We start from the raw sequence: 21,707 nt of genomic DNA on the forward strand, positions 1-21,707 counted from the left end.
CTTTCAGCCGCCGGCGATTTAGGCCCTGGCCAGGGTGTTGATGGCGGACACAAACAAGCCCAGACCGTCGGTGGACGGTCCGGTCAGCAGATCAATAGCGTGCTCTGGGTGCGGCATGAGGCCCACGACGTTGCCGGCCTCATTGGTGATACCCGCAATGTCATTGATGGAGCCATTGAAGTTCTCGGTGTAGCGGAAGACCACGCGGCCCTCGCCCTCGAGGCGCTCTACGGTTTCGGCATCCGCCTGGAAGCGGCCCTCACCGTGCTTGGCGGGGATAAGGATGCGCTGGTTCTTCTCGAACTCGCTGGTCCACGCGGTCTCCGCGTTCGCCACCTCGAGGTACGTGTCCACGCAGTGGAAGTGGAGGCCCTGGTTACGGGTTAAAGCGCCGGGCAGCAAACCGGCCTCAGTCAGAATCTGAAAGCCGTTGCAGATACCGAGCACCGGCATACCCTTATTTGCTGCATCGACGACCGCACGCATCACCGGAGCCAGCGCCGAAATCGCGCCGGAACGCAGGTAGTCACCGTAGGAGAAGCCGCCAGGAACCACGACGGCATCGACGCCGCGCAGGTCTTCATCCGCGTGCCACAGGGACACCATCTCGGCGCCGGCGGTGCGGGCGGCGCGGGCCGCGTCTACGTCATCAAGCGTGCCCGGGAAGGTAATAACGCCGATCTTCATTACTGGATGACCTCGTAGTCCTCGATGACGGTGTTCGCCAGCAGCGTGGAAGCAACCTTCTCCAGCTCCTCGGCGCTCACGGAATCATCGACCTCGATTTCAAAACGCTTGCCCTGGCGCACGTCGCTGACCCCAGCAACCCCCAGGCGCCCCAGCGCGCGAACGACGGCCTGACCCTGCGGGTCCAAAATCTCGGCCTTGGGCATGACATTGACAACTACACGAGCCATGAAAATTTTGCCTTACTGTGCGTGAGTATGGGTGCCCTGCCAGTGTATCCCCCAACCCGGACAGTTTCGGAATCTTCAGGGGGTGAACGAGCACTAAACGCCTCAAGAATTCTTGAGGAATCGCATCTTAACTCCCAGCTCGTTCTCAGCTCTCCGGTATCGCACCAGCTACCCAGCGGGTAGAACGAGATGCACAATCACTCATCTCCCCGACTCAAGGATTGTCTCATGCATCTCAAGCGAATTGGCTCGCTCGCCATCGCCGCGCTGGTTTCCACCTGCGTGGTAGTCCCTCAGGCCACTGCCGCGGTGGATGGCTCCACCGCTGTCATCTCCGAGGTCTATGGTGGCGGCGGCAACAAGGGCGCCCCCTTCACCAATGACTTCATCGAGCTCTACAACCCGACTAACTCCCCCATCGACCTCACCGGCTGGTCTGTGGAGTACTTCTCCTCCAAGGGCAACTCCGGCGGAAAGACCGCCCTGTCCGGCTCCATCCCGGCCAGCGGGCACTACCTCATCCAGGAAGGTGGCGGCGGCACCGGTGAACCGCTTCCCACCCCGGATGCGGAGGGCAGCCTGAACATGTCCGGTTCCAAGGGCTCGGTCAAGCTGTACGACGCCTCCGGGGCCGAGGTTGACGTGGTGGGGTACGGCGCGGCGTCGATAAGCGAAGGCTCTCCCACCCCCGCCCTGAGCAACACGACCTCCACACAGCGCAACGCAGCCGGCGCGGACACCGACGACAACTCCGCTGACTTCAGCACGGGCGCCCCAACACCGAAGTCTGCAGGCGGCGACACAACCAACCCTGAACCGCCAGCCCCAGAACCACAGCCGGACCCGGTCGAGCCGGGCGCGACCGTGACCATCCCGGAGATCCAGGGCACCGGCACGGAGTCCCCGCTCAAGGGCCAGAACGTGACCACTCAGGGCGTTGTCACCGCCGTGTGGCAGGGCGAGAAGTCCCTCAATGGCTTCACCATCCAGACCCCGGGAACGGGCGACGCCGCACCGGCAGAGGCCTCTGAGGCTGTCTTCGTCTACACCGGCGGCACCGGCTTCTACCCAAAGATTGGGGAATCCGTCGAGGTCACCGGTTCCGTCGACGAGTACTACGGCCAGACCCAGGTGGTCCTGTCCTCGGGCTCCGTCCTCGAGACTGCACTCGATCCCGTAACCCCGCTTGCCATCGATGCCCTGCCGGAGGGCGACGAGGCTCGAGAGAAGCTCGAGTCCATGCTGCTCAAGCCGGGCGTGCACACAGTGACGGATAACTACGGCCTCAACCGCTACGGCGAGTTGGGCCTAGCCCCGGGCACTGAGGCACTGCGCCAGCCCACCGACAAGTTCGCGCCCGGCTCCCCGGAGATGCACGCCCTCGAGGAGTCCAACGCTGCGAAGTACGTCATCCTGGATGACGGCTCCACCCGTGACTTCACCCGCGATGGCGCCTCCACCAAGCTGCCGTACATCATGCAAAACGGCTCGGATGTGAAGACCATCCGTACCACCAACCAGGTGGAGTTCGCCGAGTCTGGCGTTATCTTGGGCTACGGGCACGACCAGTGGCGCTTCCAGCCCACCACGCTGATTACCGGTGACTCCGCCACCGCTGACCTGCCAATCACCTGGGATCCGGCACGCCCGGAGGCCCCACAGGTGGCCGGCGATTACACCGTTGCTGCGTTTAACGTCCTCAACTTCTTCATCAACCTGGGTGAGGACAACGGTGCGAAGTCCTATAAGGACCGCTTTGGCAACGGCGTGGGTTCTGACAGCGGTACGTTCCGTGGCGCGTGGTCTGCCTCCGCATTTGAGGACCAGAAGGGCAAGATCCTCACTGCGCTGGAGGGACTCGACGCCGATGTCATCGGCCTGTCTGAGATTGAGAACGCCGCCAACACCGTGGGCGGTTCCTACGATGACGCCGTGAAGTACCTCGTGGGCGAGCTCAACTCCCGCGCAGGTTCCGAGGTGTGGGATTACGTCAAGGCCCCGGCGAACTCCGCGGCGGACACGGATGTCATCCGCACCGCGATCATCTACAAGAAGGACCGCGTCGAGCCAGTAGGTGAGGCCACCTTGCTGGAGGACGAGCGTTTCAAAGGCACCGCCCGCACCCCGCTGGCTGCCGAGTTCGTGCCGGTGCAGGATAAGTGCGCTGCTGAGGGTCCGGATTCCTTCGTTGTGGTCACCAACCATTTCAAGTCCAAAGGTTCGGTAGCTAACGGCGACAAGGACACCGGCGATGGCCAGGGCAACAACCCCAACGTGCGCAATGCCCACGCCCAGGCTGTCCTCGATGGCTTGGCGAAGCAGCCGCAGTGGCAGGAGAAGGCAACCTTCGTCATGGGTGACCTGAACACTTACTCCAAGGAAGACGCCATCTCGATCTTCCGCAACGCGGGCTACACCATCCCGGTCGAGGAGCTCAACCCGGAGACTGAGTGGCAGGCCGTCGCGTCCTACCAGTTCTCCGGCCGCATCGGCTCCCTCGACCACATCCTGGCCAACGAGCACGTCGACGCGGAGGCTGCGCAGACCTGGAACATCAACTCCGACGAGCCGATTGCCATGGAGTACTCTCGCCGCAACTACACCGGTGGCGATGTCTTTGAGTCCGATAACCCGTACCGCTCCTCCGACCACGACCCGGTCAAGGTGGGCTTCAACCTCGGCACCGTCGAGCGCTCCGCTGACCAGCTTCAGGGCTGCGACACTCCCGAACCCAAGACCGTTGCTGACGTCGCCGTGCTTGACGACGGCACCCTCGAAGTCACCTACACCGACGGCACCACCAAGAACCTCGGCAGCGTCGCCGGCCCGAAGGGTGACAAGGGCGATGCTGGCCAGGACGGTAAGGACGGTAAAGACGGTCAGGACGGCGCCCAAGGCCCGAAGGGTGACAAGGGCGATGCTGGCCAGGACGGTAAGGACGGCCAAGACGGTCAGGACGGCGCCCAAGGCCCGAAGGGCGACAAGGGCGATGCCGGCCAGGACGGTAAGGACGGCCAAGACGGTCAGGACGGCGCTCAGGGCCCGAAGGGTGACAAGGGCGATGCCGGCCAAGACGGTAAAGACGGTCAGGACGGCGCCGACGGTAAAGACGGGCGTGGCGTTGAGTCCGTAGCCACCAACGACAACGGTGAGCTCATTATCACCTACACCGACGGCACCACTGTCAACGCCGGCAAGGTCGTTGGCGCCGACGGCCAGGACGGCGCCCAAGGCCCGAAGGGCGACAAGGGCGATGCCGGCCAGGACGGTAAAGACGGTCAGGACGGTACCGATGGCAAGAACGGCGCCGACGGTAAAGACGGCCGCGGCATTAAGTCCGTGACTACCAACGACGAGGGTGACCTCATCATCACTTACACCGACGGCACCACCGAGAACGCCGGCAAGGTTTCTGGCCCGAAGGGCGACAAGGGTGAGCCGGGCAAGGACGGCCGCGGCATCGAGTCTGTTCGCATCAACGACAAGGGTGAGCTCATTGTGACGTTCACTGATGGCGAAGAGCAGAACGTTGGCAAGGTCGTTGGCTCCGATGGCAAGGACGGCCAAGACGGTGCCGACGGTAACGCTGGCGGCAAGGGCGACAAGGGCGACAAGGGCGACGCCGGCAAGGACGGTAAGGACGGTGCCGACGGTAAGGACGGCGACAAGGGCGACGCCGGCAAGGTCGGTAAGGACGGTGCCGACGGTAAAGACGGCCGTGGCATCAAGTCCGTGACTACCAACGACAAGGGCGAGGTGGTCGTCACCTACACCGACGGCACCTCTGAGATTCTCGGTACCCTCGCCGGCGCGAAGGGCGACCAGGGCACGCCGGGCCGCGATGGCTTCGATGGCGCACCAGGCCGCGACGGCACCGACGGCCGCGACGGCGCAAACGGTAAAGACGGCAAGGACGGCCGCGGCATTAAGTCCGTGACCACGGATGCCGACGGTAACCTCGTCATCACCTACACCGACGGCACTTCAGAAACCGTCAAGTCCGGCGACAAGCCAGCCGCTCCGGCAGGTGGTTCCTCTGTGAGTGAGCGCTGCTTGCCGACGGTCCTCGGCCTCACCATTCCTGCAGCCCTCGCCATTCCGCTGGCCTTCCTCGGCAACTTCGGCGCAAAGCTCAACATCCCAGGCCTTGAGCCAGTGAAGAAGCAGATTGAGTCGATCACTCGCAATTTCCCGCGTGAGGCTCAGTACGCTGCCGGTGGCATTGGTCTACTGGCTGCGCTTGGCATCATCGCCGCAGCCTGCGCGCCGACCGAGCCTGAGTAAAGAGCTCTCCTGAGCGTCTCTGCTCACCCAGGTTAAGCCCCTCGTGAGAGGGGCTTTTCTCATTCCGGTTGCGGGGTTGCTAAACCTGTTTTACTCTCTGTGGTCATGGGGGTATTAGAAACCTACTTCCACTACCGCAATTCGGGGATTGCGCTCGTGGAACACGCATCCAGCTCACCCGACGAGCTCCGCGCGCTCGGCGCCGACGCTTCCGACGCCACTGAGCTTTCCCACCTACACCGCACCTACTTCGGGCACACCCGCTTCACCGGAAAACAAAGAAAAGCACGTGCTGCAGCCGTAAGCCAACAACATGGGCTTGCCACCCTGGCACTCATCGAGACCTACACCGCCAAAGTCAAAAAGGACCTCGATGCCTGGAACCTCCGCGTTAAACTCGCCGGCACACCAGCACATCGGATCCGCGAAGTAGCAGTCAAAAGACTCAAAGAACTACGCAACAAACGCGAAGCCAAACCCGGAGTCCGGTTCACCTACCGCTCCACCGGACCCAACTCCATGACGATTACCGATGACGCACAAGTTATCGCTGATATCCGCGGCACCCTAGAATCCGTCAACAAACACAATCTCCTCGAGGCCGCACGCACCGTAATCGTCACCGGCAGTGTCGGGACTAAACCCGCCATCCATGCCCAAGTCGTCGTCACCTTGGATGAATTCGACCGCATCATCAACGGCGACGGCGACGAAATTGAGTTACAGCTGACGAATGGTGGGCGCATGACCGGGGCAGAATTTTTGGCCCACAAATTCGCTTCCATCGGCTATGCCACCATCATCCACCCCGTGGAAGGCCCCATCAACTCCTACGACCTCCAACGCCACGCCAGCTGGAAACAACGCCTTACCTTATGTGCTGAAACCCAAACCTGCTCACGGCCAGGCTGCAACAAACCAGCTGATTACTGCCAGGTTCACCACATCATCCCCTGGCAAGCCGGTGGCTACACCAACATCAAGAACCTGACCTTCCTGTGTGCCTACCACAACGGTATTAACGATGATGACCCATCGCGGCCCACCGGCCGTGGCTACGTCTTTAGAATCCCCGGAGGCATCACCCACATCCCACCCTGGGGCCTGCCCATTACCGCCACACCCGAATACCAACAAGCCATAGCCAGACTCAACGCCGAAAAAGCAAGCAACAAAAAAGCAGCAGAACCACCGGATACCGGATAAACACCCCAGCGCAGGCTAAACACAACCACGAAACCCGCCAACCACAGGAGGTTGGTGGGCTATTCGGCGTGCGTAAAGACGGAATAGTCAGCAGGACGAGCGCCTGCGGCGGCAGCGCGCTCAGCGGCCTTGAGGAAGTCGGCAACGACCTTACGGTCATCAAGGTTGCGTCCCGAAATGGACAGGCGCACGGTATTGCCGCGCTCGGCGGAGCGTTCCGCGGCGCGGATGATGTTGCGACGCCACCACTTGGCCGAACCAAAGCCCTCACCAAAGGATAAGTTGCGGGCTTGGTGGAGCTCGCCGGAACGCAAGTCGTGGATACCTCGGGTGGAGGCAGCGAAGTCGAAATTGAACTCGGGAAGGACAGTGAGCGTGCCTTCCGACATGCGCCAGCGCGGCGGCGCAAAAATAGTAGGCTCGAAGCCGATCTTTGCCATTTGACGCGTCGCCCCCTTCAGGCGCAAGCGCGCCTCGTGCGCATCAAGGTTGGCAAACTCCGCGCGGCGGCCCTGAACCGCCTGGTCAAAGCCATTGAGAATGAGCACTCGGCCCGACTCAGCTTCCTCGCGCAGCCATGCCCGCGTGGAGGAGTCCTTAGCCAGGTGCCAGTTGCCGTCAATATGCGGAGCAACCAGGAGGGACACCGGGATGTCCGCCTTGTCAAACGAGGCAAGCAGGCCGGAGGCCTGGCTTCGGGTGTCGTCAAAAATACTGGAAATCGAAACCAGAAGGTGGCCATGCATAAGGAAAATTATCGCACAGCCACCGCCCCGGCGCGCGCCGAGTGGGGCTGTGTTATTCGGTTAGGCCTCAGCACCCGTGGCTTGGTTGATCAGCCACGCGTACTCAAACGCGCTCTGCTTCCACTTGGCATAGCGGCCCGACACACCGCCGTGACCGGCGGCCATCTCGGTCTTGAGGAGGATTTCGCCGCCGGTGGCAACCTCGCGAAGTTTAGCCACCCACTTCGCGGGCTCCACGTAGAGCACGCGAGTGTCATTGAGAGAGGTCAGCGCCAGGATATTGGGATAATCCTGCGCCGAAATGTTCTCATACGGCGAGTACGAGGCCATGTAGTCATAGACCTCCGGGTCATGGAATGGGTCTCCCCATTCCTCCCACTCCACCACCGTCAGCGGCAACTCCGGCATGAGGATCGAAGTCAGTGGGTCGACGAAGGGAACGTTGGCCTGAATGGCCTTAAACCTGTCCGGCGCCATGTTGGCCACCGCGCCCATGAGCAGGCCACCGGCGGAGCCGCCTTCAGCCACCAAGGTTTCCGGCGTGGTCACACGGCGCGCGATGAGGTCGTCGGCCACCGCAATGAAGTCGGTGAAGGTGTTCTTCTTGGATAGCATCTTGCCATCGTCATACCACTGGCGGCCCATCTCCCCGCCACCGCGCACGTGCGCCATGGCGAAAATCATGCCGCGGTCCATGAGAGACAAACGGAAGACCGAGAAATACGGGTCCATGTTCGCTTCATAGGAGCCGTAGCCGTAGAGCAGCGTCGGGTTGGGCTTGGTGCGGTCGAGGTCCGCGCGGTGCACGATGGACACCGGCACCTTCGTCCCGTCAGGCGCTTCAGACCACACGCGGTAGGCCACGTACTCATCCTTGTCATAGCCGCCAGGGACTTCCTGTTCCTTGAGCAGCGTGTACTCCCCGGTGGCCACGCGGTAGTCAAAGAGCTGGGCCGGCTGGATGAAGGAGGTATAGCTCACGCGCAGCACCGGCGCGTCCCACTCGGGGTTGCCGGCCACGCCGACGGTGTAGAGCTCTTCGTTGAAGTGAAGCTCGTCGAAGGGCGCCCACCCCTCGCGCACATCCATCACCGCCACACGGCCGATGCCGCCGCGGCGGTAGCCCACGACAATCTGATCGCAGTAGCAATCCACGCCCTCAATGCGCACGGAGTCGTCGTGCGGCATGAGCACAGTGAGGTTGCGCAGGGCCGGCAGCTCCTCAGACACGGCGCAGTAGCCCAGCTCAAAATTAGGCCCAGTGACGTTGTGCGTGACAACCCAGTAGTCGGTGCCCTCTACAACCGCATGGTCGACGTCATAGTCCACTCCGGTCTCGCGCTCCCACAGGCGGCGGAACTCGCCCTCCGGGGAGGATTGATCGAGCACCCATGTCTCGCTCGTCATCTTCGAGCTCGACACGATCATGATGTACTTCTCGCTGCGGGTCGTCCCCACACCAATGCCGAAGCGCGAATCCTCCTCGCGCATGACCACAACGTCGTCCGACTGCGGGGTTCCAACGCGGTGGCGCCACACGGTGTCCGGGCGCCAGGCGTCATCGACGGTGGTGTAGAAGATGAACTCCTCCCCTACCCACGTCGCGCCGTAGAAGATTCCCTCAAGGCGGTCTTCCAACAGCTCCCCTGTACGCAGGTCCTTGATAAACAGCTCAAAGCGCTCATCACCGGCCACGTCCACGGAATAGGCCAGCAAGTCCCCGGAATCGCTCACCGTGGAGGCACCTAGGGCGAAGAAATCGTGGCCTTCGGCGAGAGAGTTGACGTCGAGAAGCACCTGCTCCCCGTCTGGTGCACCTTCCTCTGGGATGGTGGGCGGGGTCCACGGATCGGAGCCCTCCGACACCGGGATGCGGCAGCTGTAGCCGTACTCCTGCCCCTCCTCGGTGCGGCCGTAGTACCAGTACTGTCCACGGCGCTGGGGCACGGACATGTCCGTCTGCTTGATGCGGGACTTGACCTCGGTGAAGATATTCTCCGTCAGTGTGTCCAGATGCGCGGTGCGCTCGGCGGTATACGCGTTCTCCGCCTCGAGGTACGCACGGGTCTCCGGTGCGTCCTTTTCGCGTAGCCACTCATAGTCATCGACGAAGCTACGTCCGTGAAATTCTCGGGTTACCGGGTGTTTGGCGGCAATCGGTGCGCTCATGCAGTCTCCTTACAAGGTCGTTCCGGACAGGCGTTCAAAGGCCTCGACGTAGCGCGCGCGGGTGGCGTTGACAACGTCCTCCGGCAGGCGCGGCGGCGTGGACTCCTTGTCCCAGCCAGAATTGCTCAGCCAGTTGCGCACGTACTGCTTGTCAAAGGAAGGCTGAACCTTGCCTTCCTCGTACGTATCGGCCGGCCAGTAGCGCGAGGAGTCGGGGGTGAGGACTTCATCGGCAAGGATGAGGGTGCCGTGCTTATCGACGCCAAACTCGAACTTCGTATCCGCCAAAATAATTCCCTTCGCCTCCGCCAATGCCGCGGCCTCGGAGTAAATGCGCAGGGTAGCCTCGCGCAGCTCCTCGGCGCGCTCGCGGCCCAGCTTGTCCACGACGACGTCGAAGGAGACGTTTTCATCGTGGTCGCCCTGCTCCGCCTTGGTGGCCGGGGTGAAAATGGGGTCGGGCAGGCGGGAAGCCTCCGTCAGGCCTTCTGGAAGGTCGACGCCACACACGCTGCCGGATTCCTGGTATTCCTTCAGGCCGGAACCGGTGAGGTAACCGCGAGCGACGCATTCAAACGGCAGCATGTCCAGCTTCTGTACGACCATGGCGCGGCCGAGGACCTCCTCTGGGATGCGCTCATCATCGAGCGGGCCCGCCAAGTGGTTAGGGAAGTCGATGGCATCGAAGAAAAACTTCGACGTCGCCGTGAGCACGCGGCCCTTATCGGGGATGGCGGGCTCGAGCGCATAGTCAAAAGCGGAAATGCGATCGGAGACCACCATGAGCAGGGTGTTGTCGTCGATGTCGTAAATATCGCGTACCTTGCCGGAAGCGATGTGGGTGTAGGAAGAAAGTTCTGGACGCATGACATCCATCCTAGCCCCGTCTACACTGCTTCAAGATACGTCCCTATCCCGAGGAGCCTTAGCCATGCGTACTCGTCTGACCTCCCTTGTTACCTCCGTTGCCGTCGTGGGCGGCGCCCTGTCTGTGCCCGCTGCGCACGCAGCCGATGTCTCCGTGCGCGAGTCCGCCCACGGCCAGTGGCTGTGCACAGTCTCCCCCTCGGCCGCCGACCGTGAGCTGGCGCGCGACGTTCGCGCCGGCTACATCGCCACCATCCGTGCGACCTCCGAGCAAATTCAAGCACAGTTTCCGAAGCTGGACTTCTCGGCGTACACCTCGCGCGATGTGAGCAAGGCTCCAGGCTATGCCTCGACGGTGGCGGCGCTGGGCAAGGCCGGCTACACCGGCGCGGACATGCTCATCATTTTGGTTGGCGCGTCGGCCCCGGAAGCACTCGTGGCGGACGAGTCGGTGCTGCTGCCTGACGACGCCGAGTATTCCATCAATGCGGCTTCCGCCCGCGCGGAGAAGGGCCCGGCACCGCTCCTGTCGACGGGTAGTGATTTCAGCCCCACCCTCCGCGCCGCTTTGGCAGAGAACCAGGCACAGGAAAAAGAAGCGGTCGATGCCTTCAACGCTGCCCAGGCGCAGGCCTTTGCCGAGTGTGTTTCTGAGCTGCGCAGCCACGGTGCGGAAGAAGGCATCCAGGAGGTGCCCGAGCTGACCATTCCGGGTCAGACCACACAGGAGAAGAGCTCGTCTACGGGCGCCGCCGTCATCGGCGTCATGGTGGCGCTCACCGCGATAGTGCTTGGCGGCTACCTCGCCTCCAATGGCAAGTCCATTGGCAGCTTCGGCGGCTTCGAGCTGCCGGTTCTGCGCGTTCCGGGGCTCGGCTAATGGCTGAGAATCTAGTCCCAGATGACGAGCTCGCCGTCATCGTGGGTGAGGAAGGCGCCTTAGTCCTGGGCCCCGAGTCCGCGCTCGAGCGCCTTTCCGCCGGTGCCGATGCCGATTCCTCTCCCATCACGCCGGAGCTGCTGCACCGCGCGAGCCAAGCTCTCTCGGGCTTTGAGCGCTACCAGAAGGAATCAGGGCGCTGGCTCAAACTGGATGCGGACTCCGCTAACTACCTCAAGCGCATGGGTATTAAACCTGGCGATGTCCACACTGGCGTCATCCGTGCGACAGACGTGCCGCGCGGCGCTGCACCGCACACGGGCGGCGGCGTGCTCAAGCACCTGACCTTCGACAAAGCTGGGCTACTCACGCCAGCAGCGCCCATGGTGATGGCGTCGATGGTGCAGCAGGCGGCCGTCGAAAAGCAGATGGCGCAGATGCAGGATTACCTGGAGCGCATCGACTCCAAAATCGACTCGGTTCTGCGCTTCCAGCAGGATTCCTTGGCGGGCGATATTGACGGCGTTGCGGAGACGCTCGCGGAGGCCGCCCTCATTCTGGACGGCACCACTTCGGTGACCGATACGCAGTGGGCCACCGTGCAACACGTCAGCGCTGACTTGGCGAAACTGCAAGGCCAGGTGTTGCGCCACCTCACTGCGGTGGCGGAACGCATGGCGCAGTCGAAGACCTCACCCAGCAAGGTGCGCGAGACTTTCCAGGAGACCAACGACGACGCGCGTTTCTGGCTCTACGAGCTCGCCCGCACCGTGCAGCTGCAGAACCAGATGTACGTGCTCCAGCTCAACCGCGTCACCGCCGTGGAGGGAGAAGCCGCTACCGATTACGTCGCCGCAGTTGCCCGCGCGCGGGACAAGCGCGCAACACGGCTTCTGGAGACCCTGTCCGCGATCGCCCAGACAGCTCATGAGCTGGGTAGCTTCTCGACGTTCCGCAAAGCCGTTGACTGGAACTCTCCTCGCGCCGTCGACGAGGTCAACCGCTTCTTTGGCCAGCTGCGTGAATTCTCCGAGGCAGCCAACCTCACCGTGGACGGAGCCGAGGACCTCGAGGAGGTCCGGCACCTCGACGCTGCCCGCGAGCTCACCGCTTCGAGTACCGCCCGCGCCCGCGAGGTCGCCGGCGCAGCCCAGCAGCGCGCCGCAGAGGCCAGCGACACCGTAGCCCACCACACCCGCCAGATTTGGGGAGCAACCCGCGATGGGATCGAAGGGGCCGCCCGCAGCGCCATCGGATCCGCGACGAGAGGCACCGAGGACGAAGACGCACCGATCGGCTCAAAACCTACGTGGTGGTCGTTTCGATCAAATAAGGAACAGAAAACTGAGGCGGGCTCAGGTGGTGAATGCATCTATACAGCTAGGAGGTTGTGTAGATGTCAGGTGATGAGAAGCTACGTGAGCGGTTTGTGGAGGCGTATCTGCATGATGCGCGTCCGGTGCCAGTGATACTGAAGGAGTTGGGCGTCTCGAAGGTTCAGGCGAGGGTATGGCGTCAAAGCGAGGGGCTTAACCGTGCTCGGCGTCAGCGGAGTTTGGTTGACCAGCAGTATCAACAAGTTGTCGCTCTGGTTGAAAGTGGCCGATCTGTGCTCAGCGCAATTGAAGAGGTCGGGTTTCCTCAAAGGCTGGCTTATCGCTACCTTGCTCAGGACGGGTTGGAGCTCGTCCGAGGAAATCGCGGTGGAACGGCACAACATGACCGGGATCGCATCGCCCAAGCTCTAAAGCTGGTTGAAGCTGGCAAAAGCTATAAGCAGGCCGGCCAGGTAGTTGATCGCAGCGCTGACACGGTCAAAGCGTGGCATCATGATCACATGTCTGGGCGTTTGATACTCAATGATCATCCCACTGAATCCGAATCGAAGGTAGGACGCGGAAAGCGTCTTATCCGCCATGACCGAATAGCGATAGCCTACCTGCTGAAACAGCGCCATACTCACCGTGAGATTGCAGCCCAGCTGGGCCGGAATCAGTCGACGATTAGCAGGGAAATCGCCCGTGGGATGACTGAGCATGGCTACGATGCCCTCGTGGCGCAAAAGCGGGCTGTGGACCGTTTAGCCAGGCCTAAACCCCGCAAACTCGATACCAACCCGCAGTTGCGTGCCTTGGTCATTGAAGGGTTGAACAAGAAGTGGTCGCCGGAGCAGATTTCGAACTATCTTGCCCGCTGCTTCGGTAAAGGTGGGGATATGTCGATTAGCCATGAAACCATCTACCAAGCTCTCTACATCCAAGCTAAAGGTGCTTTGCGCCAGGAGTTGAAGGTAGAAAAAGCCCTGCGTTCTGGGCGTACCGGCCGAAAACCACAATCACGCCTGCCAGCCCGCGGTAATCGAAGCTGGATTGGTGAAGACTACCGCATCAGCAAGCGCCCTGCCAGCGTTGAAGACCGCGCTGTTCCAGGACACTGGGAAGGCGATCTCATCATCGGACAAGGAGGAACCACTGCACTCGTAACCTGTGTAGAGCGCAGTACCCGCTACACCATGATCCGCAAACTTGATGTGCATGATTCCGCCACGACTGTCGATAAGTTAATCGAGATGTTTACCGGCAAAATACGCAACATCACCAAAACGCTGACCTGGGACCAAGGCGTTGAATTAGCCCAAGTAGACAAGCTGAGCATCGCACGTGGACTAGCAGTCTACTTCTGCGATCCACACTCACCGTGGCAGCGCCCTACCAACGAAAACACCAACGGGCTAGTCCGAGACTTTCTCCCCAAAGGAAGCGAGTTTAGTACCCTGACAGACAAGGGCGTTCAGCAGATTCAAGACCTACTCAACGGGCGCCCCAGAAAAGTCCTTAACTGGTACACACCAGAAGAGAAAATCCAAGAACTATTCAAGTGATGCATCCACCACTTGAAACCGCCTGAAGATCTGGGGACTTAATTGATCGAAACGTACATGGACCAGGTCGTCGCGCGCTGTTAGAGGATGTCGCCCGGGGTGTAAGCAGCGGCGTGCGGGTGCTGATCCGCAAGCGCCTTGATACGGCCGAGGATCTGGCTTACCTGGGACTCGGCCGCGCCGATGAACGCGTGCTTGTCCGACAGCGCGGCCTCGAGAGCGGCGGCATCGAGCGGCAGGCGCTCATCCGCAGCCAAGCGCTCCACTAGGTCCTGTTCCCCGCCGTTCTCGCGCATGTTGAGCGCTACAGCCACGGCGTTTTCCTTGATGACCTCGTGCGCAGTCTCGCGGCCCACGCCCGCGCGCACCGCCGCCATGAGGATACGGGTGGTAGCCAGGAACGGCAGGTAGCGCTCCAGCTCGCGGTCAATCATGGCGGGGAAGGCGCCGAACTCGGCCAGAACCGTGAGGAAGGTTTCAAACATGCCGTCGAGGGCGAAGAAGGCATCCGGAAGCGCGACGCGGCGCACCACTGAGCAGAACACGTCGCCCTCGTTCCACTGCTGGCCGGACAGGTCCGCCACCATAGTGAGGTAGCCGCGCAGGATGACCTGGAAGCCGCCGACGCGCTCGCAGGAACGAGCGTTCATCTTGTGCGGCATGGCAGAGGAGCCAACCTGGCCCTCCTTGAAGCCCTCCGTTACCGTCTCGTTGCCAGCCATGAGGCGAATCGTCGTGGCCAGGGAGGACGGGGCCGCGCCGAGCTCCACGAGGGCGGAGACGGCATCGAAATCGAGGGAACGCGGGTAAACCTGGCCCACCGAATTGAACACGCGGGAGAATCCCAGGTGGTCCGCAATGCGCGTCTCCAAGGCGGCAAGCTTGTCCTCTGATCCACCCATGAGGTCGAGCATGTCTTGGGAGGTGCCCATCGGGCCCTTGATGCCACGCAGCGGGTAACGGCCCAGAAGAGACTCAACGCGCTCGATGCCCAGCAGCATCTCATCCGCGGCGGAGGCAAAACGCTTGCCCAGCGTCGTGGCCTGCGCCGCCACATTGTGCGAGCGGCCAGCCATAACCAGAGTCTGGTACTGCGCAGCGCGCTCACCGATGCGCGAGACCACCGCGATGGCCTTGTCACGAACTAGCTCTAGGGAGCGCAAGATCTGCAGCTGCTCCACGTTCTCTGTCAAGTCGCGAGAGGTCATGCCCTTGTGGATGTGTTCAAAGCCGGCCAGGGCGTTGAACTCCTCGATGCGGGCCTTGACGTCATGGCGCGTGATGCGCTCGCGCTCCGCAATGGAGGCGAGGTCGACGTTGTCCACCTGCGCCTCGTAGGCGGCGATGGCCTCAGCGGGGATGTCGACGCCGAGGTCTTTTTGCGCGCTCATCACCGCGATCCACAGCTGGCGCTCCAGGATGATTTTGTGCTCTGGAGACCAGATTTCAGCCATCTCAGGAGAGGCATATCGAGCGGACAGGACGTTGGAAATGTTCTTCTTTTCAGCCACGTCGCTCATTATTCCACGCCGCCCCACCCCTGGGGTATTAGATGCTGATTTCTCCAGCGGCAGCGCGGGCACCGATATCGGTGCGGAAGAAGCTGCCCTCGAGCTCGATGCCGTCGAGGACGGCGTAGGCAGCGGCACGTGCCTCATCCAACGTGGCGCCCTGGCCAAGGATGTTAAGGACACGGCCACCGTTGGAAACCACGCCGCTGTCCGACGTCGCGGTGCCCGCATGCAGGATCTTCGTGGGGTCCTCGAGGTCTGGGGAGCTTATAACATCACCCTTGCGCGGCGAGGCCGGGTAACCTTCGGCCGCCAACACGACGGTGACGGCGTAGCCCTCCTTCCACTCCAGCGGCTTAAGCTCCGCTAGATGCCCGGTGGCAGTTGCTTTGAGGACCTCACCGAGCGGGGACGTCAGCAGGGACAGGACCGCCTGGGTTTCGGGGTCTCCGAAGCGGCAGTTGAACTCCACTACGGCCGGGCCCTCTGCGCCCCATGCCAGGCCAGCATAGAGCAGGCCGGTGTAGGGCGTACCGCGGTGAGCAAGTTCGCGGGCGACGGGGACGCAGACCTCGTCAACGATGCGCTGGACACCATCCTCCGGCAGCCACGGCAGCGGGGTGTAGGCACCCATGCCGCCGGTGTTGGGGCCCTCGTCGTTGTCGTAGGCGCGCTTGTGGTCCTGGGCCGGCAGCAGCGGAACGACGGTCTCGCCATCGACGAGGCAGAACAGGGAGACCTCGGGGCCATCGAGGAAAGACTCCAGCAACACGGGGTTGCCGGCGGCGTGGACGGCGTCCACGTGGGCGCGGGCCTCCTCGCGGGAGTCGGTGACCACAACGCCTTTGCCGCCGGCGAGACCATCGTCCTTGACCACGAAGTGCGGGCCAAAGCGGTCGAGTGCGGCCTCGATGTCAGCCTCCGCGGTGCCGGGCGCGAGCTGTTCCGCGCGGGCGGTGCGCACGCCGGCAGCTGCCATGACATCCTTGGCAAAGGCCTTGGAGCCCTCGATCTGAGCCGCGCTTGCCGACGGCCCAAACACCGCCACGCCCTTCTCCCGCAAGGCATCCGCCACGCCAGCGACCAGAGGGACCTCAGGGCCGATGACGACGAGGTCGGCGGCGATGTCGAGTGCGAGCTCCACCATGCGCGCAGGGTCATCTACCTGGGAGTACTCCGCGTGGACGGTGGCCTGCTGCGCGTGGGCCGGAGAACCCGGCGCGATGTGCAGATCGGTCACAGAAGGATCAGCCTTGAGGCCGGTGAGCAGGGCGTGTTCGCGGCCGCCCGAGCCGATTACGAGTATGCGCATGCCGTCTATCTTAACTGCCGGTAGCCTAGGAGCCATGTCTTCTGTATTTACTAAGATCATCAACGGCGAGCTGCCCGCTCGCTTTGTGTATCGCGACGAGAAGTGCGTCGCATTCTTGTCCATCGAGCCGCTGCGCTACGGCCACACCCTCGTGGTGCCGGTCGAGGAAGTGGATAAGTGGACCGATCTGGATCCTGAGACCTGGGCACACCTCAACGCCATCGCCCTAGAGATTGGCGGTGCCATCAACACCGCCTTCGATACCCCGCGCACTGGCTACATCATTGCCGGCTTCGATGTGCCGCATACCCACATCCATCTCTTCCCCGCCGAGAAGATGGAGGACTACGACTTCGCCAAGGCCTTCGACGCTGACGCCACCGACCCCGCCGCCATGGATGAGGCCGCCGCGCGCATCCGCCAGCACCTCGGCACCGATGAGGAGGGCAAGCGTAACTAACGCGCCGCGTTAGGCAGCGTCTGCCGCCTTGGGCAGGCGCACGGTAAAAACGGAGCCGCGGCCCAGCTCGGATTCCACGGAGATCGAGCCGCCGTGCTGCTCCACGAGCGACTTCACGATGGCCAAGCCAAGGCCCGAACCACCCGTGTCGCGGGTGCGTGAGGAATCCGCCCGGTAGAAGCGTTCGAAAATATGGGAGGTATCTTCCGGGGAGATGCCTTTGCCGTCATCGGAGACGTCGATAAGCACGTGCTCCTCATCATCCCGAAGCGTGAGGGTAACGACGGCATCCTCGCCACCATGGCGAATGCCATTGGACACCAGGTTGAGCAAAACCTGGTGGAGGCGGTCCGCGTCACCATCGACCATGGGGATACTCGTGGCCTCGTTGTTGACGTTAATGGTTCGGCCAGCAAAGGCCGCGCGCGCCGACGACCCCACAGACAGCACGAGCTCCAGCATGTCCACCTGACGCATATCCAGGCGCGAGCCCTCCGCACGCGTCAGGGACAAGAGGTCCTCCACGAGGAGGGACATGCGCTTGGACTCGGCATCAATCTTGCCGAAGACGAACTCCGCATCCTTCGTCGCGCCCGAACGATACAACTCCGTATAGCCGCGCAGGCTGGTCAGCGGGGTGCGCAGCTCGTGGGAGGCATCGCCGACGAATCGGCGCATCTGCTGCTCCTTCTCCTGCGCGTGGACGACGGATTTCTGTAGTCGACCCAGCATGACGTTCAGTGCCGCGGCGAGCTGCCCCACCTCAGTGTGCAGCGGCCATTCCGGAACGCGCTTGTCTAAGTTACCTGCCGCGATCTGCGATGCCGTCTTCTCCACCACCCGCAGGGGCCGCAGGGCTCGGTGGATAAACCACATGCCGACGATGGCGATGATGAGCATGACCACGGCGGCAATGATGATCTGAACGATTGCCAAGCCCTTAAGGATGGAATTCTCCGTGGTCATGTCCTTGGCCACGACCACCACGGACCCATCCGGGTTCAGCGCGGCCACCGCCCGCCATTCGGTATCGCCCTTCGTTGAGGGCACCGTCATGGGCTCGCCACCGACATACACACCCCGCGCATCCGGAATCGCAGCGGTTGGACCCGTAGAGACCACGGATCCGTTGGGATAATAGGCCATAGCCACGTAATCCGTCGGTGGGCGGCGGCTGCGGTCCTGGGTGTAGAAGGTCTCGTCAAGGTTGCTGGCCCAGGAATGAAGGGCGTCATTGAGCTCAGTGTCCACGCGGGTGTAGAGCACGTTGCGCATAATCGATGACACCGCCAACGAGGACATCGCTAGGCCAATGCCCGACACCAGCACCATAAGCACGAGCAACCACGTGCGCAGCGGCAAGGCCTTGGGGCGCTGAATGCGGCGACGCTGGGATTTCTCGCGCACGAGAGTGACCCCGGAGTCCGGGGCCTGGATGTTCTCGGTGGGTTCGCTCATGCTTACGAGCGCGGCATACGCAGGACGTAACCCACGCCGCGCACCGTGTGGATCAGCGGGGTATCACCGGTGTCGATCTTGCGGCGCAGGTAAGAAATGTAAGACTCCACCACGTTGCCGTCGCCGCCGAAGTCGTAGTGCCACACGTTGTCCAGAATCTTGGACTTGGACAGCACAACCTCACGGTTCTGCATGAGGTAGCGCAGAAGGTTGAACTCCGTGGGCGACAGTTCAACGATCTCGCCGCCCTTGGTGACCTCGTGGGTGTCATCATTGAGGGTGAGGTCAGCGTAGGTCATGGTGGCGCCGTCATCAGCGCCTTCCGTGGCGCTGCCGCGACGCAGAATGACGCGCAGGCGGGTGATGACCTCCTCCAGGCTGAAAGGCTTAGTAACGTAATCGTCCGCTCCGATGGTCAGGCCGTGAATTCGCTGATCCACGGAATCCTTAGCGGTCAGGTACAGCACGGGTCCGTCGAGGCCCTCACTGCGCAGCTTGCCCAGCAGCTCGAAGCCGTCCATGCCCGGCATCATGACGTCCATGATGTAGGCATCCGGGTTGATGTCGCGCGCGATGCGCAAGGCCTCATTGCCGGAGTTGGCGCTATACACATCAAACCCCTGGAACTTCAGGGAGACGGTGAGTAGCTCGACGATATTGGGCTCGTCATCAACGACGAGCACCTTGATGTCCTTGGAATCCTCCATGGTCCCGCTTAAATCCTTTCTCCGCTTCTCCTGACGCCGGATAGCGTCGGGGAATCTCTCATTCAGACTGAGAAGTATGGCACTCTGCCTTCCCAGGGTACTGAGCGGAGTCTGTATGCGCGCTGTGAACCACGAAGAACAGAGTTAGTCCCACGCGAGGTTGTCCAGATCCACGCCTTCTGCCTGGGCTTGCGCTTCAATGAGCTGACGTAGGTAGTCGGCGTTTCCACGGTAAGTATCATCGAATCGGGGATCTTCGCAGTACATGCGCGCCAGGATTACCTGCTTGGACCTCGACACGGGATACCACTGAGCAATGAGGGAGCGATGCTTATCGACGATTTCCTTCGCCTCCTCACTGCCCGCCGCAACTCCCGCGGCAGCGGCCTCTTCGAGCTTGGCTGCAAAGGCTTCATGGTCCACGGAAAAATCCTCCCAATCCTTTCGACCCATCTCTTCTGCAACAGAAGTGCTTTGTGCCCATTCTTCGCTGTTTCCCCACCTTTGGTGGGCTTCGTTGTGCAGGTCCGGCCAGGCCTTACCAACATTGTGTATCTTCTCGCTCGGGCTTAGATTGCTATCCATTTCAGTCTCCTCAATCAGTCTTTCCACTGCGTTCACCATTGCATCAACATCAGCTCGCCGCTTGAGTAGCGCTGTACGTTGGGCGCGAAGACGAGCCAGGGTGGTGGACGCAGGCGCGTCAACCAGTTGTGCTATGTCCTTTAGCTCAATCCCGACACTGCGATAAATCAGAATGTCCATCCCTCGTTGCACGTCATCTTCGGTATAGAGGCGATGATCACCCGCGGTGCGATATTGGGGGCACAGCAACCCAATATCGTCCCAATGCCGAAGCGTGCGGGTGGTGACTTTCAAGATTCCAGCCACGTCGCCGATGCTGTGGTCATTACGCATGACCTTGAGCCTAAAAGTTCACCTCGCGTTAAGTGCAACTCTCGCCGCACGGCAGATATTTTTCCTACGCTAATAAACCATGATGACTACCTCGAAACGCACCGACCGCCTCACCGTCGCCTCGTGGGCCCTGTGGGACTGGGGGTCTGCCGCCTTCAATGCGGTGCTGGTGACGTTCATTTTCTCGGTCTATCTCACCGATTCAGTGGGCCAACAGATTGATTCGCGGTTTAGCCCGGCGCAGTGGCTGTCCTGGTCCATGGCGGTGGCGGGCCTCGTCATCTTCGCGGTCACCCCAATCATGGGCCAGCGTTCGGATCGCTTAGGCACACGGCGCCGGGCGCTGGGTTTCTGGTCACTTCTGACCTTCGTCACCATGGCTGGGCTGTTCTTCATTCGCAACGACGCACCCGAGTATTTCTGGCTCGGCCTGCTGGGCTTGGCGGTGGGAAGCGTGACCATCCAGTTTGCGGAGGTTAATTACTTTGCGCAGCTCAACCAGGTGGCCACGGAGGACAAGGTGGGGCGTGTGTCCGGTTTGGGCTGGTCCGCGGGCTATTTCGGCGGAATCGTCCTGCTGCTTGTGTGCTATATCGGCTTCGTCGCTGGGGAGGGTGGTGCGCTGGGCCTGAGCACCGAAGGTGGCTGGAACATTCGGCTGGTAGCGCTGCTGGCGGCGTTCTGGTTCGGGCTCAGCGCGATTCCGGTGCTGCTGCGCGTTCCGGAGATTGCTCCCTCCGGCGACACCACGGGTGGTATCGCGCAGTCCTATCGCGAGCTGTGGCGCACGCTGCGCTCGCTTTGGGAGGAGGACCGCAACGCCTTCGCGTTCCTGTTCGCCTCCGCCATTTTCCGCGATGGGCTCTCCGCGGTATTCAGTTTCGGCGCGGTGCTGGGAGTGTCGGTGTATGGGCTCTCACCAGGTGATGTCCTGATATTCGGCGTTGCGGCCAACGTTGCGGCCGCGCTGGGTGCGGTGGCCGGAGGGCTTATTGATGACCACGTGGGCCCCAAAGCCATCATCCTCGCCTGCCTGGTGACACTCACTGCGATGGCCGGGATCATGTTCTTCGCCGAAGGCGCCACGGCTTTCTGGATCTGCGGGCTCATCCTCTGCCTGTGTGTTGGCCCAGCGCAGGCCTCAGCACGAGGCTTCCTGGCTCGAGTGGCCCCGCCAGGGCGCGAGGGTGAGATGTTTGGGCTGTATGCCACGACTGGACGCGCAGTCTCGTGGCTGACGCCCTTCCTCTTCGGCGTGTTTGTCTCCCTCATGGGTCAAGGCGACCGCGGCGGTGTGCTCGCGATCGGTCTCGTCCTCTTCGTGGGAGCCCTTGTCCTCATCCCAGTCAAAGACCCCGCTAAGGCGTGATGCCTCAAGGCGGGGTCTGGCT

At 62.1% G+C, this 21,707-nt stretch carries 17 protein-coding genes; 7 read left to right on the forward strand and 10 right to left on the reverse strand.

Going from position 1 to position 21,707, the window contains the following annotated elements; translation table 11 throughout:
* Positions 1–18: 18 nt before the first annotated feature.
* Together purQ and purS are read right to left on the reverse strand one after the other, a co-directional pair.
* The gene (purQ, locus tag CSING_RS10955) at positions 19–687 is read right to left on the reverse strand and encodes a phosphoribosylformylglycinamidine synthase subunit PurQ (RefSeq protein ID WP_042532233.1); all 669 of its coding nucleotides are present in this window, start codon (positions 685–687) and stop codon (positions 19–21) included.
* Positions 687–917 carry a phosphoribosylformylglycinamidine synthase subunit PurS gene (gene purS / locus CSING_RS10960; protein WP_039676532.1) on the reverse strand — a complete coding sequence of 77 codons (231 nt, stop codon included), beginning with the start codon at positions 915–917 and terminating at the stop codon, positions 687–689. The genes purQ and purS overlap by 1 nt, the downstream gene beginning before the upstream one ends.
* 228 nt (positions 918–1,145) lie before the next feature.
* On the opposite strand from purS, the gene CSING_RS13940 reads away from it, so the two are divergent.
* Entirely contained in the window at positions 1,146–5,201 is a 4,056-nt protein-coding gene (locus CSING_RS13940) for an ExeM/NucH family extracellular endonuclease (protein ID WP_201773955.1), read from the forward strand.
* Between the two features lie 105 nt (positions 5,202–5,306).
* Entirely contained in the window at positions 5,307–6,407 is a 1,101-nt protein-coding gene (locus tag CSING_RS10970) for an HNH endonuclease signature motif containing protein (protein ID WP_042532235.1), read from the forward strand.
* Between the two features lie 59 nt (positions 6,408–6,466).
* Here CSING_RS10970 and CSING_RS10975 read toward each other — a convergent pair whose 3' ends face one another.
* Genes CSING_RS10975 through CSING_RS13660 form a run of 3 tightly spaced genes read right to left on the reverse strand, consistent with a single transcriptional unit; the run spans position 6,467 to position 10,189 of the window.
* Entirely contained in the window at positions 6,467–7,153 is a 687-nt protein-coding gene (locus tag CSING_RS10975) for a DUF2334 domain-containing protein (RefSeq protein WP_042532236.1), read from the reverse strand.
* Between the two features lie 60 nt (positions 7,154–7,213).
* A complete protein-coding gene (locus CSING_RS10980) occupies positions 7,214–9,322 on the reverse strand; it encodes a S9 family peptidase (protein ID WP_042532239.1) in 2,109 nt (702 codons plus the stop codon).
* Positions 9,323–9,331: 9 nt separating this feature from the next.
* Positions 9,332–10,189, reverse strand: a complete 858-nt coding sequence (locus tag CSING_RS13660; RefSeq protein ID WP_042532241.1) for a phosphoribosylaminoimidazolesuccinocarboxamide synthase — start codon at positions 10,187–10,189, stop codon at positions 9,332–9,334.
* A 64-nt stretch (positions 10,190–10,253) separates the two neighbouring features.
* Between CSING_RS13660 and CSING_RS10990 the strand changes: the two genes are divergently transcribed.
* From CSING_RS10990 to CSING_RS13390, 3 genes are read left to right on the forward strand one after another with little or no spacing between them, the layout of a single operon-like run.
* The gene (locus tag CSING_RS10990) at positions 10,254–11,069 is read left to right on the forward strand and encodes a hypothetical protein (protein ID WP_042532243.1); all 816 of its coding nucleotides are present in this window, start codon (positions 10,254–10,256) and stop codon (positions 11,067–11,069) included.
* A complete protein-coding gene (locus CSING_RS13665; protein ID WP_042532244.1) occupies positions 11,069–12,538 on the forward strand; it encodes a hypothetical protein in 1,470 nt (489 codons plus the stop codon). Before CSING_RS10990 ends, CSING_RS13665 begins: the two co-directional genes overlap by 1 nt.
* The gene (locus tag CSING_RS13390) at positions 12,466–13,950 is read left to right on the forward strand and encodes an IS30 family transposase (RefSeq protein WP_070536961.1); all 1,485 of its coding nucleotides are present in this window, start codon (positions 12,466–12,468) and stop codon (positions 13,948–13,950) included. The genes CSING_RS13665 and CSING_RS13390 overlap by 73 nt, the downstream gene beginning before the upstream one ends.
* Positions 13,951–14,030: 80 nt before the next feature.
* On the opposite strand, the gene purB is transcribed toward CSING_RS13390, so the two are convergent.
* Together purB and purD are read right to left on the reverse strand one after the other, a co-directional pair.
* Complete coding sequence (gene purB / locus CSING_RS11015; protein ID WP_042532251.1) at positions 14,031–15,470, reverse strand: adenylosuccinate lyase; 1,440 nt, start codon at positions 15,468–15,470, stop codon at positions 14,031–14,033.
* Between the two features lie 28 nt (positions 15,471–15,498).
* The gene (purD, locus tag CSING_RS11020; RefSeq protein ID WP_042532253.1) at positions 15,499–16,773 is read right to left on the reverse strand and encodes a phosphoribosylamine--glycine ligase; all 1,275 of its coding nucleotides are present in this window, start codon (positions 16,771–16,773) and stop codon (positions 15,499–15,501) included.
* 34 nt (positions 16,774–16,807) lie between these two features.
* Between purD and CSING_RS11025 the strand changes: the two genes are divergently transcribed.
* Positions 16,808–17,233: an HIT family protein gene (locus CSING_RS11025; RefSeq protein ID WP_042532254.1), complete on the forward strand. Its 426-nt coding sequence runs from the start codon at positions 16,808–16,810 to the stop codon at positions 17,231–17,233.
* 9 nt (positions 17,234–17,242) lie between these two features.
* Here the strand turns inward: CSING_RS11025 and CSING_RS11030 are convergent, their stop codons facing one another.
* From CSING_RS11030 to CSING_RS11040, 3 genes are all read right to left on the reverse strand, one after another.
* Entirely contained in the window at positions 17,243–18,691 is a 1,449-nt protein-coding gene (locus CSING_RS11030) for a sensor histidine kinase (protein WP_042532256.1), read from the reverse strand.
* A 2-nt stretch (positions 18,692–18,693) separates the two neighbouring features.
* Positions 18,694–19,398, reverse strand: a complete 705-nt coding sequence (locus CSING_RS11035; RefSeq protein ID WP_042532258.1) for a response regulator transcription factor — start codon at positions 19,396–19,398, stop codon at positions 18,694–18,696.
* A 144-nt stretch (positions 19,399–19,542) separates the two neighbouring features.
* Positions 19,543–20,316: a MerR family transcriptional regulator gene (locus tag CSING_RS11040; protein ID WP_042532260.1), complete on the reverse strand. Its 774-nt coding sequence runs from the start codon at positions 20,314–20,316 to the stop codon at positions 19,543–19,545.
* A 79-nt stretch (positions 20,317–20,395) separates the two neighbouring features.
* Between CSING_RS11040 and CSING_RS11045 the strand changes: the two genes are divergently transcribed.
* Positions 20,396–21,685, forward strand: coding sequence for an MFS transporter (locus CSING_RS11045; protein ID WP_407637930.1), 1,290 nt, complete (start codon positions 20,396–20,398; stop codon positions 21,683–21,685).
* The last annotated feature ends 22 nt before the right edge of the window (positions 21,686–21,707 follow it).

The organism is Corynebacterium singulare, from assembly GCF_000833575.1.
Classification (GTDB): Bacteria; Actinomycetota; Actinomycetes; order Mycobacteriales; family Mycobacteriaceae; genus Corynebacterium; species Corynebacterium singulare.

Coding starts and splice junctions, on each gene's coding strand:
- purQ (WP_042532233.1), bottom strand. CDS start 687: ATGAAGATCGGCGTTATTACCTTCCCGGGCACGCTTGATGACGTAGAC.
- CSING_RS11025 (WP_042532254.1), top strand. CDS start 16,808: ATGTCTTCTGTATTTACTAAGATCATCAACGGCGAGCTGCCCGCTCGC.
- purB (WP_042532251.1), bottom strand. CDS start 15,470: ATGAGCGACGTGGCTGAAAAGAAGAACATTTCCAACGTCCTGTCCGCT.
- CSING_RS11035 (WP_042532258.1), bottom strand. CDS start 19,398: ATGGAGGATTCCAAGGACATCAAGGTGCTCGTCGTTGATGACGAGCCC.
- CSING_RS11040 (WP_042532260.1), bottom strand. CDS start 20,316: ATGCGTAATGACCACAGCATCGGCGACGTGGCTGGAATCTTGAAAGTC.
- CSING_RS11045 (WP_407637930.1), top strand. CDS start 20,396: ATGATGACTACCTCGAAACGCACCGACCGCCTCACCGTCGCCTCGTGG.
- CSING_RS11030 (WP_042532256.1), bottom strand. CDS start 18,691: ATGAGCGAACCCACCGAGAACATCCAGGCCCCGGACTCCGGGGTCACT.
- CSING_RS10980 (WP_042532239.1), bottom strand. CDS start 9,322: ATGAGCGCACCGATTGCCGCCAAACACCCGGTAACCCGAGAATTTCAC.
- purD (WP_042532253.1), bottom strand. CDS start 16,773: ATGCGCATACTCGTAATCGGCTCGGGCGGCCGCGAACACGCCCTGCTC.
- CSING_RS13390 (WP_070536961.1), top strand. CDS start 12,466: ATGTCAGGTGATGAGAAGCTACGTGAGCGGTTTGTGGAGGCGTATCTG.
- purS (WP_039676532.1), bottom strand. CDS start 917: ATGGCTCGTGTAGTTGTCAATGTCATGCCCAAGGCCGAGATTTTGGAC.
- CSING_RS10990 (WP_042532243.1), top strand. CDS start 10,254: ATGCGTACTCGTCTGACCTCCCTTGTTACCTCCGTTGCCGTCGTGGGC.
- CSING_RS13665 (WP_042532244.1), top strand. CDS start 11,069: ATGGCTGAGAATCTAGTCCCAGATGACGAGCTCGCCGTCATCGTGGGT.
- CSING_RS13940 (WP_201773955.1), top strand. CDS start 1,146: ATGCATCTCAAGCGAATTGGCTCGCTCGCCATCGCCGCGCTGGTTTCC.
- CSING_RS13660 (WP_042532241.1), bottom strand. CDS start 10,189: ATGCGTCCAGAACTTTCTTCCTACACCCACATCGCTTCCGGCAAGGTA.
- CSING_RS10970 (WP_042532235.1), top strand. CDS start 5,307: ATGGGGGTATTAGAAACCTACTTCCACTACCGCAATTCGGGGATTGCG.
- CSING_RS10975 (WP_042532236.1), bottom strand. CDS start 7,153: ATGCATGGCCACCTTCTGGTTTCGATTTCCAGTATTTTTGACGACACC.